At 39.2% G+C, this 14,624-nt stretch carries 10 protein-coding genes; 8 read left to right on the top strand and 2 right to left on the bottom strand.

The window, feature by feature from the left end; translation table 11 throughout:
- The first annotated feature begins 477 nt into the window (after positions 1-477).
- The 5 genes from H5092_RS11475 (at position 478) to H5092_RS11455 (ending at position 7,767) form a co-directional block, all read left to right on the top strand.
- Positions 478-2,067 carry an ABC-F family ATPase gene (locus tag H5092_RS11475; RefSeq protein WP_182733592.1) on the top strand — a complete coding sequence of 530 codons (1,590 nt, stop codon included), beginning with the start codon at positions 478-480 and terminating at the stop codon, positions 2,065-2,067.
- 150 nt (positions 2,068-2,217) lie between these two features.
- Entirely contained in the window at positions 2,218-2,700 is a 483-nt protein-coding gene (gene purE / locus H5092_RS11470; RefSeq protein WP_002962540.1) for a 5-(carboxyamino)imidazole ribonucleotide mutase, read from the top strand.
- Positions 2,701-2,702: 2 nt separating this feature from the next.
- The gene (locus H5092_RS11465; RefSeq protein ID WP_182711244.1) at positions 2,703-3,854 is read left to right on the top strand and encodes a 5-(carboxyamino)imidazole ribonucleotide synthase; all 1,152 of its coding nucleotides are present in this window, start codon (positions 2,703-2,705) and stop codon (positions 3,852-3,854) included.
- A gap of 112 nt (positions 3,855-3,966) precedes the next feature.
- A complete protein-coding gene (locus H5092_RS11460) occupies positions 3,967-5,130 on the top strand; it encodes an endonuclease/exonuclease/phosphatase family protein (RefSeq protein ID WP_182695939.1) in 1,164 nt (387 codons plus the stop codon).
- 132 nt (positions 5,131-5,262) lie between these two features.
- Positions 5,263-7,767 (top strand): prolyl oligopeptidase family serine peptidase, encoded by a 2,505-nt coding sequence (locus tag H5092_RS11455; RefSeq protein ID WP_182733536.1) that lies wholly within the window; start codon positions 5,263-5,265, stop codon positions 7,765-7,767.
- Positions 7,768-7,856: 89 nt separating this feature from the next.
- Here the strand turns inward: H5092_RS11455 and rrtA are convergent, their stop codons facing one another.
- Positions 7,857-8,453, bottom strand: coding sequence for a rhombosortase (rrtA, locus tag H5092_RS11450; RefSeq protein ID WP_182733535.1), 597 nt, complete (start codon positions 8,451-8,453; stop codon positions 7,857-7,859).
- A gap of 97 nt (positions 8,454-8,550) precedes the next feature.
- On the opposite strand from rrtA, the gene ggt reads away from it, so the two are divergent.
- The 3 genes from ggt (at position 8,551) to H5092_RS11435 (ending at position 13,165) form a co-directional block, all read left to right on the top strand.
- The gene (ggt, locus tag H5092_RS11445) at positions 8,551-10,329 is read left to right on the top strand and encodes a gamma-glutamyltransferase (protein ID WP_182733534.1); all 1,779 of its coding nucleotides are present in this window, start codon (positions 8,551-8,553) and stop codon (positions 10,327-10,329) included.
- 142 nt (positions 10,330-10,471) lie between these two features.
- A complete protein-coding gene (locus H5092_RS11440) occupies positions 10,472-12,166 on the top strand; it encodes an NAD-dependent malic enzyme (RefSeq protein ID WP_170070897.1) in 1,695 nt (564 codons plus the stop codon).
- 273 nt (positions 12,167-12,439) lie between these two features.
- Positions 12,440-13,165 (top strand): SIMPL domain-containing protein, encoded by a 726-nt coding sequence (locus H5092_RS11435; protein WP_182733533.1) that lies wholly within the window; start codon positions 12,440-12,442, stop codon positions 13,163-13,165.
- 2 nt (positions 13,166-13,167) lie between these two features.
- Here the strand turns inward: H5092_RS11435 and H5092_RS11430 are convergent, their stop codons facing one another.
- Positions 13,168-14,520 carry a DUF2254 domain-containing protein gene (locus H5092_RS11430; RefSeq protein ID WP_182733532.1) on the bottom strand — a complete coding sequence of 451 codons (1,353 nt, stop codon included), beginning with the start codon at positions 14,518-14,520 and terminating at the stop codon, positions 13,168-13,170.
- Positions 14,521-14,624 lie beyond the last annotated feature (104 nt).

Below are 14,624 nucleotides of genomic sequence, written 5' to 3'. Positions count from 1 at the left end.
GTGTTGCAAAAGTTTATGTTTTTAATGATTTGATAGGTAAATAGGATGAGAAATTAGCGATATATAAAAATTGTAATTTGAATTAATTTCATCTTGGTTAAAAAGTAGTAACTAGTGTAAAAGCTCTAAAAGTACTTTATTTTCATAAATATAACTTTTTATTATTATAGGGTGAACAAAAATGAGTTAAGTAGACACACAAATACGTTAAAAGTGTTTTTACTCTAATTTGTATCGTAATTTCTAATCTCTTATGCCCGTTTATAAAACATACTTTATGGATTTTAATTAGAATAAGCTGAATAAAAATTAACGAAACCATTAAATCTAATCCGTTATTTTTACTACTAACTACATAGCCATAATAAATGGCTAAAACGCAGTGGTTTGCTTTTAAACTTTCATAGAAAAACAGGCCATTTTGGTTTAAACTGCGCGCAATTTAAATACATCATTACTCCTTTGGAGGGTAGCGCTATTATTAGTACAGCTAATGTCACCATGCAATTTGGTGCTAAACCATTATTTGAAAATATCTCAGCAAAATTTGGCGATGGTAACCGTTACGGTTTAATCGGTGCAAATGGTTGTGGTAAATCAACATTTATGAAAATTTTAAGTGGTGAGCTCGAAGCGTCTGCAGGTAATGTAAGTACTGATCCTAACGAACGCGTTGCTAAACTTAACCAAGATCAGTTTGCCTACGAAGAATACTCAGTAATCGATACCGTGATTATGGGCCACAAAGAGTTGTGGGAAATTAAACAAGAACGAGACCGTATTTACTCTTTACCTGAAATGAGTGAAGAAGACGGTATGAAAGTAGCCGATCTTGAAACTGAATTTGCTGAAATGGATGGTTACTCTGCAGAATCTAAAGCAGGTGAGCTTTTATTAGGTGTAGGTATTGGCACTGACCAACACTTTGGCCCAATGTCAGAAATTGCACCGGGTTTTAAGCTGCGCGTGCTACTTGCACAGGTATTATTTTCAGACCCAGACATTATGCTACTTGATGAGCCTACTAATAACTTGGATATTTACACCATCAAGTGGTTAGAAGACGTGTTAAATCAGCGCGACTGTACCATGATAATCATCTCGCATGACCGTCACTTTTTAAACTCTGTGTGTACACACATGGCCGACATTGACTACGGCGAGCTTCGTATTTACCCAGGTAATTATGACGAATACATGTTTGCAGCAACGCAAGCACGTGAGCAATTACTTAACGAAAACGCGAAAAAGAAAAACCAAATTGCTGAACTTCAACAGTTTGTATCTCGTTTCTCTGCTAATGCATCTAAAGCTAAGCAAGCAACATCGCGTGCTAAACGTATCGACAAAATCCAATTAGACGAAGTTAAAGCATCTTCACGCCAAACGCCGTTTATCCGTTTTGATCAAGAAAAGCAGTTATTCAGAAACGCACTTGAAATGACAAACTTAACACAAGGTTTTGACGACAATACGTTGTTTTCTGGACTTGAAGGTTTAGTAGAAGTTGGCGAACGTATTGCTATTATTGGTGAAAATGGTGTTGGTAAAACAACATTACTTAATACATTAGCAGGGCGCCTAGCACCTAAAGCTGGTGAGTTTAAGTTCTCAGAAAACGCGAATATTGGTTACTACGCGCAAGATCACGCTGATGAGTTTGCAACCGACATGAACTTGTTTCAGTGGATGGAGCAATGGCAACAAGAAGGCGACGACGAGCAAGTGGTTCGTAGCTTCTTAGGCCGTATGTTATTCTCTCAAAACGATATTAAAAAATCAGTTAAAGTAATTTCAGGTGGTGAGCAAGGCCGCATGTTGTTTGGTAAAATTATGATGCATAAGCCAAACATATTGTTAATGGATGAGCCAACTAACCACATGGATATGGAATCAATTGAAGCGCTTAACTTAGCCCTTGAAGCTTACGAGGGTACATTGATGTTTGTTTCCCACGACCGTCAGTTTGTATCATCGGTTGCAACCCGTATTTGGGAAATTAAAAACGGTAAAGTTATCGACTTTAGAGGCAACTACGCCGAATACTTAGCGAGTAAAGAAGCTTAATTAGCTATTTACCCGTTAACTCAAAAAAGCCATGTTTAAACATGGCTTTTTTGTTTTTGTGAGTCGCAATTAAACTTGGTTTGGGTATAATACCCGCCTAAAACCGGACATAAGTCCGCTATTTTTAAAATACATTACTGAGGAGTATTTATGACTGTTGGCATTATTATGGGTTCAAAATCAGATTGGCCAACCATGGAACATGCAGCACTTATGCTAGAGCATTTTGGCATTAAGTACGAAACCAAAGTCGTGTCTGCACACCGCACTCCTCAATTACTTGCTGATTACGCAAGTTCAGCCGCAGAACGTGGTATTAAAGTTATTATTGCTGGTGCTGGCGGCGCAGCGCATTTACCGGGTATGGCTGCTGCTTTTACGTCGCTTCCTGTACTGGGCGTGCCGGTAAAATCAAAAGCATTAAATGGTGTTGATTCACTTTTATCTATTTGCCAAATGCCTAAAGGCGTTGCAGTGGGGACACTTGCAATTGGTGAGCCGGGCGCAGCAAACGCGGGTTTATTAGCTGCACAAATTTTAGGATGTCAAAATCCAGAAATTTTTGCAAAAATTGAAGCGTTTCGTAAAGCTCAAACCGACACTATATTAGCTAATCCAAACCCTGCAGAGTAATAATGAATATTTTAATATTAGGTGCAGGGCAACTTGCACGTATGATGAGCCTTGCAGGAGCGCCGCTTAATTTAAACGTTGTTGCGTACGATGTAGGCAGTAAACAAATTATGCACCCGCTAACCGGTGAGGTTTATAACACGTCGCTTGAGCAAGCAATATCAAACGCTGATGCCATTACTGCCGAGTTTGAGCACATTCCTGATGATGTTTTAACCCTTTGCTGTAACAGTAATAAGTTTTACCCAGGTAAAGCCGCTATTAAAACCGGTGGCGATCGCTCGCTTGAAAAGGCATTGCTTGATAAAACAAACGTAACTTGTGCGCCGTACCAATTAATTACTGAAAAAGCGCATTTAGAACTTGCCGTTAAAACTCTAGGTAAACCACTTGTAATTAAAACATGCCAAGCGGGTTACGACGGAAAAGGCCAATGGCGTTTAAAATCGGATGATCAAATAGACGAGATTTGGTCACAAATGGCTGATTTTATTGCATCGGGCACCGAGCTTGCGCCACATACGATTATTGCTGAAAAAATGATTCCGTTTGATCGTGAAGTATCTATTATTGGTGCGCGCGACAAACACGGTAATGTGGCTATTTATCCGCTAACAGAAAACGAGCACACAAATGGTGTATTAACGCTTTCTATTGCCGGTAAAAATAATCAAAGTGTTGAAGCTCAAGCAAACGATGCATTTACAAAAATAGCAAACGAGCTTAACTACGTTGGCGTATTAGCAATTGAGTTTTTTGATGTAAGAGGCACGTTACTCGTTAACGAAATTGCACCGCGTGTACATAACTCAGGCCACTGGACGCAACAAGGCTGCCATTGCTCACAGTTTGAAAACCACATGCGTGCTGTTGCAGGTTTGCCGCTTGGTAATACAGAGCTTAAACACATTACCGCGATGATAAACGTATTAGGCCAACCAAGTATTCCAAGTGAAGTATTAAAAACGGTTGATGTAACGAGCCATTGGTACGGTAAAACAGCTAAGCCAGGTCGTAAAATGGGCCATATTAATGTATCAGCTGTTAATATGAGTGAGCTTGCGGACAAACTTGGTGAACTTACAGAGTACCTACCAGAGCAAGATTATCCTGGTATTTTAAAAGCAGCTGCCAATTTAGTGCTCAGTGAATAGTTATCATACCTTTATATAAATACCGGCTTAAGCCGGTATTTTTTTGTCATAAAAATGGGCTTTGAATATGTAATACTGTTAAAGTCTAATTTTAAATTTGTGAAGTAAAACAATGAAACTAAAAACAATATCTGGCGTGCTAGCCATTACTGCATTATTTAGCTTAAATACATTTGCATCGGAATCTCTTCGTGTTGCAACTTTTAATGTAAGTATGGATGCAACTAATCACACGCCTAAAGGTGAGCAAGTTAAAAGTGATGCTTTAGTTAATGCACTTAAAGCTAACCACCAGCAAATTAAGAACATAGCGGAAATTATTCAGCGTGTTCGCCCTGATATTATTTTACTTAACGAATTTGATTACATCCCAAAAGAGCAAGGCATTGAATACTTTAATCAGCATTATTTAAATGTAGGTCAGCAAAAACAAGCCGCTATTAACTACCCTTACTCTTATATTGCACCAGTAAATACAGGCCTAGCTACCGAGTTTGATTTAGATAACGATGGCAATAAAAATGGCGTGATGGGCGATGCACAAGGCTTTGGCTTTTTTGAAGGGCATTATGGTATGGCTATTTTGTCAAAATACCCAATTAATTTTGATAAAGTAAGAACCCTTCAAACCTTTAAATATAAAGACATGCCAAATGCACAAATGCCTGTGATGCCTAAAACAGGTGAAAACTGGTATAACGCACAAGAATGGCAAGCACTTAGACTCAGTTCTAAATCGTTTTGGGATTTACCTATCAGCATAAATGATAAAACAATTCATGTTATTGCATCTCACCCAACACCGCCTGTATTTGACGGTGAAGAGGATAGAAACGGCAAGCGTAACCACGATGAAGTAAGATTAATTGCCGATTACGTTTCAAATGCTAAGTATATTTATGACGATAAAGGCGAAAAGGGCGGTTTAAAAGTTCACTCTCGTTTTGTTATTTTAGGCGATTTAAATGCAGCCCCTGAGGGGGACAAAGCCCGTACAAATACCACCGACCAATTACTTAAAAACCCACTTATCAACGCAAGCTTTGTTCCAAAAAGCGAAGGTGCTAAAGAGCAGTATGATGTGCCATATGCACAAAATTACAGTGCTAATTGGCAAGCCCGTGTTGATTACGTTTTACCATCAAACTATGGTTTAAAAATTAAGGACGGTGGTGTGTTTTGGCCTACTAAAATGAGTAGTGAGTATCGCTTAATTAAAGATAGAAACGCATCGAGCGATCACCGCATGGTTTGGCTTGATTTGGTAATTGAATAACGCCTGTTAACAAGAGAAGCGCTAGTAAACTGAGCTTTACCCTGTTTAATGGCTATTTATCTTAAAAAATTGCAATAACTTAAGTGCTTCTGCTTAAATACGGCTTAATTATAATAACCGTATAGAAGCACTATGATTTTTAATTTGTCTTCATCTAAAACGTTAGTGGCCTTAGCTGTTGCCTCAAGTGTTATGCTTGCAGGTTGTAGCGCTACCGCTAATACCTCTTCAACACAGCAAAGTGCTTTACCAGCAACTAAAATTGCTGCGGTTGTAAACACGCCAGCAGATATCGGCTCACAAAAAATAACGCTAGAACAAGCAATGGCCGATCCGGATTGGATGGGTAATCAGCCAGAGGGTGCTTACTGGGCGAGCGATTCGTCTACTATTATTTATGCTCAAAAAGAGCAGGGTAATACACTACGCGATTTATTTAGCCAATCGGTTACTAGCCAAACAGCAGAGCAAGTAGCTCTTAATAAACTTCATACTGTGGGTTCAAATAAAGCCGTTTATTCTAAAAATAAAACAATGGCGGCCTACACATTTAAAGGCAATGTATTTGTTAAAAACCTAAAAACCGGCGAACTTAAACAAATTACAGCTACATCAGCAAACGAGTCAAAGCCACAATTTTTAAATAATGGCGATTTAGTTTACCGCCAAGGCAATGTATTTTTTAAAGTTGATTTAAAAACAGGCTTAACGAGCGAGCTTGCTAACTTAAAACTTGCTGATGAGCCAAAAGGTATTGAAGAGCCAAGCACGTATATTGCTAAAGAGCAGCATAAATTGATTAAATTTGTGGCGCTTCAACAAAAAAATAAAAAAGATAAGCAAGCACGCAGTGAGCAAATTAATGAACAAAACGATTCAATTGCTAACACAGCTTATTACTTAGGCGAAGGAAATACCGTTGCAGAAGCGCAGCTTTCGCCAAATGGTGATGCGCTGTTAGTCGTTGTACAAAAGCAAACAGACTGGCGTGGTGATGGCGATATTATGCCTAACTACATTACAAATGACGCCACTATAGAACCTAAAAAAGCACGCCGCCGTGTAGCAGATGCTAAACAAGAAACCTCAAAGCTTGTCTACATCAATTTAACTAACAAAGAGCAAACATCACTTAGCTTTAATACCTTACCGGGCTTTGACGAAGATGTTTTAGACGCAGTTAAAAAAGAAAATTATGCACGTGATGGTAAAACATATAAGTCTAAAAAGGCACCTCGTGGTATTAACCTTATTATGGACTGGGGTTTTGAGCAAAGCCCAATAGTATGGAACGATGACGGCTCGCAAGTGGCTATCATGCTCGAAGCATGGGACAACAAAGACCGTTGGCTTGCTACTGTAGATTTTAAAAACAACAAACTTGTGTCGCAACATCGCCTGCATGACGATGCATGGATTGCTTACGCATTTAACGACTTTGGTTGGTTACATAACTCGAACACGCTTTATTACCTATCGGAAGAGTCGGGTTACAGCCAGCTTTATAAAAAACCAGTTAATGGTAGTGCAACCGCGCTAACACAAGGCCAATTTGAGGTTTCTAACTTAACGCTTACAAGTGACGACAGCGCAATTTATTATAAAGCGAATGTTGAACACCCAGGTCTGTACGAAATTTACCGCGTTAACCCGCAAACTGGTAAGAGTGAGCAAGTTACTGACTTAAACGGCATGACCGATTACACGTTGAGCCCAGATGAAACTAAGTTACTCCTTAAGCACTCTACAATTACGATGCCTAATGAGCTTTATGTAGCTGACGCACAAGCCAATACAAAAGCAACGCGATTAACTCATACAGTGTCGGATGAGTTTTTAGCTAAAAAGCTAACTGCACCTAAAATTGTTGCTGTGCCATCGAGCCATACCGAACAACCAATATACGCAAAAGTGTACTACCCAGCTGATTACGTTGAAGGTGAAGTAGGTAAAAATCGCAAAGCAGTTATTTTTAACCACGGCGCGGGTTACTTACAAAACTCACATATGGGATTTTCGGTTTATTTTCGTGAATTTATGTTTCATTCATTGCTCGCTGATGAAGGTTACATAGTAATGGATATGGATTACCGCGCATCTAAAGGTTACGGGCGTGATTGGCGCACCGCAATTTATCGTCAAATGGGAACGCCTGAAACACAAGATTTAGCCGATGGCGTTAAATGGATGGCGCAAAATGCCAACGTTGATACCAAAGCAGTCGGCACTTATGGTGGCTCTTACGGCGGCTTTATGACCTTTATGGCATTGTTTACCGCGCCTGAGTTGTTTCAATCGGGTGCGGCACTTAGACCTGTTACCGATTGGGCACATTACAACACGGGGTACACTGCTAATATATTAAACCATCCTGATGTTGACCCGATTGCGTATGAGCGCAGCTCGCCAATTTATTACGCTGAGGGTTTAAACAAACGTTTATTAATTAATGCCCCAATGGTTGACGATAACGTGTTTTTTCAAGACTCAGTGCGTTTAGTACAGCGCTTAATAGAGCTTGAAAAACAAAACTTTGAAACGGCTATATTCCCTGTTGAACCGCATGGCTTTGTACAGCCTTCAAGCTGGTTAGACGAATACCGCCGTATTCATAAGTTATTTAAAGAAACACTTTAATCTTTAACTCTTAAAGTATAAAAACAAAAACGCCGCATTGGTTTAGTTAACTAATGCGGCGTTTTTATTGGGTTGAAAAAAATCTAACTTTATTTTTTATTTTTAAAGTTCTTTTTAAAGAGCTCTATAACCAGTGGTATGGCAAGCAGAGTCCCGCCAATTACACCAATTAAATGTGCATCAATAGCCACAGTGGAGTTAATAAGCTTTCCTATATCAGCATTAGGGCCGCTAAATTGCTCAAACGCTATTTTAATCCATACGCCTATAAATAATAAATACCCCGACTTAAGCCCTACAGTTATATCTTTAACTGCCCCCCAAATAATTACGCCATGCAGCAGAGCACTTAATCCGGTATAAATATGTATGCTTGGGCAAAACCAATACACGCCAAGTCCACACCACAGTGCCAGCGCACTTATATTAACGGCGTAACGAGTAGGTGATGTGTATTCGCCATGTAGTAACCATATTAGTAAAACACCACTGGCATTTAGTCCCAAATGAGCCCAATTAGCATGAACAAATTGGCTAGAAAAGATTCGCCACAGTTCGCCATCATCAATTAGGCTTCGGTTAAATTCAAGTAAACTATTTAAATCAAATGCAGCAAAAATGGTACTAAAAAGCAGCAAAATAATAGGCGGTAATATATAACGAGGTTGAATAGGTAAATTAAGCATTTTATTATATTTTTTTAGTCAAAATTTTTGCATATTGTGCCCGTTTAACTTTAAGATGCCAAATACAACTACGTAATTAAGTGTTTTTAGTATTTTTATGCATTTTAAACTTAACTCATTATTTGTCATTGGACTGTGCGCAGTATCACTGCCTTCATTTGCACAGCAAGCAACTCAAATTGAAACTCGCGAACCTGAAGCTGCTACCGGATTAATCCATAAAAAAGTAGTGCAAGGTGATAAATACATGGTAGCTGCGGCAAATCCATATGCCTCAAAAGCCGGTCAACAAATTTTAGCCCAAGGCGGCAGTGCCGTAGATGCTGCGATTGCTACTCAACTAGTGCTTACTTTAGTTGAACCGCAATCCTCAGGTATTGGCGGTGGTACATTTATGATGTACTACAACAAAGCAAACAATAAATTGACTAGTTTTGATGGCCGCGAAACAGCACCTGCAAATGCAGACGAAACGCTGTTTTTAGATAAGCACGGTAAAGCCGTTAAATGGATTGAAGCTGTAGTAGGCGGACGCTCTGTTGGTGTGCCTGGTATTTTACACGCCTTTGCAAGCGCGCATAAACAATACGGTACATTGCCATGGGAAGCGCTTTTTAAACCGGCTATTGAACTTGCAGAGCAAGGCTTTGTAATTTCGCCGCGTTTACATGGCTTATTAGCACGCCAATTAAACCCTGGTGTATTGAGTATGCCGATTATTAACGAATACTTTTACCCAAATGGTAAGTTAATTGAAGTAGGTAGTGTTAAAAAGAATCAACCGCTTGCTGATTTATACAAAGACATTGCAAAGCAGGGCATTGATGCATTTTACAAAGGCGAAAACGCTAAACAAATGGTTAATGCTGTACAGCACTCTAAAATAGCCCCTGGTAAATTAAGTGTGCAAGATTTAGCAGATTACAAAAGTAAAGAACGCGATGCGGTATGTATACAATACCGTGCTTATAACGTGTGTTCTATGGCGCCACCAAGTAGTGGCGGTGTAGCTGTGCTACAAATGCTTGGCCTACTTGAACATAAAGATATGAGCGCACTTAAACCAAATGGCGAAAAGGCGATTCATTACTTTAGCCAAGCTTCGCGTATTGCATTTGCCGATCGCGATATGTACATGGGCGATCCCGATTTCACGCAAGTACCTACAAAAGAGCTATTAAACAAAGATTACATTGCCTCACGCGCTAAATTAATTACCGAAACAGACCAAAAAGCCGTAGCCGGTAATCCAGTAGGGTACCTAAGTTATGCAATGGATGATTCATACGAGTTACCTTCTACTTCTCATGTCTCTATTGTAGATAGTAAAGGTAATGCCGTTTCGATGACTAGTTCAATTGAAATGGCGTTTGGCTCTACGGTTATGGTTAATGGCTTTATTTTAAATAACCAACTAACTGACTTTTCGTTATCGCCACGTAAAAACGGCAAGCTTGTAGCAAACCGTGTAGAGGCTGGTAAACGCCCGCGTAGCTCTATGTCACCGGTAATGGTATTTAATAAAGATGGCAGCTTACGTTTAATTGTAGGCTCACCTGGCGGTAGTCGTATCATAGATTACGTTGCACAAGTTGTTGTGGGTGTTATTGACTGGAATTTATCAGCGCAAGACGCTATTAACTTACCGCGTACAACAAATCGTAACGATTACACCAGCCTTGAAAAAGGCACAGCTATTGAAGCCATTGCGCCTGCGCTTACTAAACGCGGCCACAATGTACGTATTATTGACTTAAACTCGGGCTTACACGCAGTTGAAGTTAAAAATGACAAACTTTACGGCGGAGCTGATCCACGCCGTGAAGGTGTTGCGTTATCTGATTTAACTGATAATAACGCCACTATCAAATTTTAAATTATGTATAATATGCATGCGGGCAGTGAAGCCCGCATGTATTTTCTCTCAATGGTCTGACTAGCTTAATTGTCGTTGCAATTAAACCTTTAACACTGATAATGACAGATCATAACTTAAGACTCCGTTAAAGCCTGGAAATATGACAACTAATACTGATCCTAACTACTTATATATTCATCATTCTGGCCCTGGCCTAATTGAAACACCGCTGTTAAATAAAGGCAGCGCCTTTAGTAAAAAAGAACGCGAAAATTTCAATCTTGCTGGTTTACTTCCTCCTCGCTTTGAAACAATTGAAGAGCAAGTCGAGCGCTGTTATCAGCAATATTCTAGCTTTACAGATAACCTTAATAAGCATATTTACTTACGTGCGATTCAAGATAACAACGAAACACTTTACTACCGTTTAGTGCGGGATCATCTTGAAGAAATGATGCCAATCATTTACACGCCTACAGTTGGGGATGCTTGTGAAAAATTCTCTGACATTTATCGCAGCGCACGTGGTTTATTTATTTCGTATGAAGATCGCTACCAAATTGACGACATTTTACGCAACGCTACCAAAGGTAAAGTAAAAGTTATTGTTGTAACCGATGGCGAGCGTATTTTAGGCCTTGGCGATCAGGGTATTGGTGGCATGGGTATTCCAATTGGTAAATTGTCACTTTACACAGCGTGTGGTGGTATAAGCCCAGCATACACATTGCCTGTAATGCTTGATGTGGGTACTAATAACGAAAAGCTTTTAAACGATCCTATGTACATGGGCGCACGCCATAAGCGTATTGCTCAAGACGAATACGATGAGTTTTTAGATTTATTCATTAAAGCGGTTAAACGTCGCTGGCCGAATGTATTACTTCAGTTTGAAGATTTTGCCCAACCAAATGCAATGCCGTTACTTAAGCGCTACCGCAATGAAATTTGTAGCTTTAACGATGACATTCAAGGTACTGCGGCTGTAACGGTCGGTTCTTTACTTGCAGCGTGTCGCGTTAAAAATTCAACCCTAAGCCAGCAAAAAGTAGTTTTTGTGGGTGCAGGCTCTGCTGGTTGTGGTATTGCTGAGCAAATTATTAGCCAAATGGTTTTTGAAGGTATTAGTGAAGCTCAAGCGCGTAGCCAAGTATTTATGGTTGACCGTTTTGGCCTACTTACAGAGGGTATGGAAGGCTTACGCGATTTCCAACAAGCACTTGCACAACCGCAAGGCTCGGTAAGTGATTGGACTTACAGCGGTGAATACGCATCACTTCTTGATGTTATGCACTGTGCACAACCAGACATTTTAATTGGTGTTTCAGGTCAACCAGGTTTGTTTACTGAGCAAGCTATTCGAGCAATGCACGCCGGTTGTGAACAGCCAATTATTTTCCCATTAAGTAATCCATCTAAGCAGGTAGAAGCGCATCCTGCTGATGTGATTAAGTGGACTGACGGTAAAGCACTTGTTGCAACAGGTAGCCCATTTGATCCGGTAGAACACAACGGTGAAATTTTTCCAATCCCACAATGTAACAATAGCTATATTTTCCCGGGTATTGGTTTAGGTGTTATTGCTGCTAAAGCAACACGCATTACAGATGCAATGTTAAGTGTGTCTAGCGAAATGCTTGCAGAGTCGTCGCCACGTGCAAACACAGGTAAAGGTAGTTTATTACCAGCCCTTACGGAAATTGAAACGCTAAGTAAGCGTATTGCATTTGCCATTGCTAAAAAAGCAATCGAAGAGGGCGTTGCTCTTGAGATTACTGATGATGCGTTATGGGCAGCAATCGACAAAAATTACTGGTTACCAAAATACCGTAACTATAAACGTTGTAGTGTTTAATACGTTAAGTTAAAACAAAAAACAGGCAATTGCCTGTTTTTTTGTGCTTGTTCATATTTAATTAATACCAATCTGCTTATATATGGAGTCTATTTAACGTTAAGAAAATTACGCTAGAACTAGGCAAAAGTTTTTATATCTAGTTGTTCTAAATAAAAAACTTTTAACGACGTTATAGTGCAATTTAATTCGTTAAATTGATCAAAGATTTATGCAGGTTGGTATAACCACGTAAGGTCTTTAATAACCTTAACAAAATTAAAGGATCGACTTATGAAAACATTAACTCTCGTTTTAGGTAGCGCACTGGCTTTAAATGTACTTAGTGTTGATGCACTTGCTGCTGCAACTCCCGATGCTCCTCATATTTATGTTAAAGGTGAAGCGACTCTTACCACAATGCCAGATTACGTGCAGCTTAGCGTAGGTATTACCGAAGTTGATAAAGACTTAATTGCTGCTAAAAATAAAACCGACTTAACCATCGCAAAAGCAATTAAGCTCGTAAAAGAAATTGGTGTTAAAGAGGGAGATATAAACGCCGGACAAATTTCAATAAACCGTGATAGCCAATATAACCGCACTACCGGTAATCAAGAATTTAAAGGCTTTAAGGTTTCTCGTACATTAACTGTAAAACTTAGCGATATAAATAAATACCCTGAATTACTACAAAGCTTAGTTAACAACGGTATTAACGAAATTAATCAAACGCAATTTTTAGCAAGTAACTACAACGAGCTGCACAAAAAAGCGCAAAAGTTAGCAATTAAAGACGCACGGGATGCAGCAAAAGAGTTTAGTGAAGATTATGGCGTTGATTTAAAAGGATTGTACAGCGCATCACTGAGTCCACTCAATGTGCAGTCGCAGCCTTATATGCGCGCAGAAAAAGTAATGATGGCTGATAGCGCACCAAGTAACTATGTACCTGATGCCTACCATGCTGGAGAGATTAAAGTAACAGCTTCAAGCTATGCTGTGTACTACATAGATTAAATTTATTTTTGGTGGTGCTCAAAACGTGCCACCAACTTCTCACCTTGCTCTTGGCTAATGCGCGCTATTGAGTTGAGCATATTAGTCACTTCGCGTCTGTCGTATTCATTAGTTACATGTTCATTTATGTCATCAACAATCGCATTTAAGTAATTAAATAAACTGTTTCGTGCATCGGTATCTTTATGGGCAATAAACAAAATATTTTTAAATGCCTCAAGCACATTTGTCATTACGTATGCATCGCCTTTGGCGTAATTACGCAGCGGTGTAAAATTGTCATGTAATAACTCATCAAAGCTTGTTTCATGAAGGTACAACAATGGGGCATTATCACTGTGCTTAAACGAGTAGTTAATATCGTTAATTGACAGCCGTTGAATAAGTAAAATACTCAGCATATCAATTGATTTAACCGCAGTACCGGGATCGTTTATACCCGGGCTCATTGCCTTAACTGCAATTTCTGATATTTGCGTTAACCCATAACGGTAATGATCGCTAATGTACTCTTCTATATAAAAAATAAAGCAGTCGAGAATTTTATTTATCAGCTCTTCATCGTTTGATATGTCTTTATTACATTTTAAAAACGGATAGCCTTTAACTGTAAAATAGCCTTGGTTAACAGAGATATACACCTTTATATCTTGCTCTGCCAAAATGGCACTGAGCTTATCGGTTTGGACGCCTTTGTAATATCCCTCTGTTTTACTGCTAACCGAATGCCACTTACTAAAGTCTGGAAAGTCTTCAACTGGGTTCTCTTGTTGTCTTTGTATTATTGTTTTAATTTCGTTTTTAGTTTGGCTAAACAAGCCATTTAATACGTTATCAACCTGAATGGCACGAGAGATTGAATGTATAAAAAATACAAATAAACCTAATGAAATCAATCCAAAAACAAGTGCGAATAACACACCAATTGAAGGAATAGCCGTACTGCCACCATCAAGCTTATTAATATTTATAAGCATAATAATAGAGTAAATTATGCTGCCTAAATAAAACCCCAAAACCATTTGGTGTGATTTGCGCGTAATAAGCCCTGGCACTACGCGGGGCGATAAACTCGCGCTGGCTGAATTTAAAACCACCATTACCATCGAAAAACTAAACACGGTAAGCGAAATAATACTCCCCGCTAAAGTGCTTAAAATAGTCCGCGCGTTTTCGGCGCTATCTACAAGTACAACCGATATAAACGATTTTAGCTGCTCAACAGGGGCTAAATATTCAACCGACATTGTAATAATGGCAAATACCAAAAAGCCCACTGAAAGCATCGAAGGGTAAAAGCCAATACTGTTAATCATTTCACGGTAACTGTCGGCTACTTTACGAGGTACAAACATAAAATCCTTATGTATTTTCTACTAACTTAATACCTCTAGCTTAGCATAGGCAATTATTAAACTTCTGATAATGCTGCTCAAATTTATGTGTTATTATCACGCCC

This window comes from Pseudoalteromonas sp. SR41-7, from assembly GCF_014163935.1.
Classification (GTDB): Bacteria; Pseudomonadota; Gammaproteobacteria; order Enterobacterales; family Alteromonadaceae; genus Pseudoalteromonas; species Pseudoalteromonas distincta.
The sequence above is the reverse complement of the archived record's forward strand: the minus strand, read 5'-3'. Positions and strand labels throughout refer to the sequence as shown.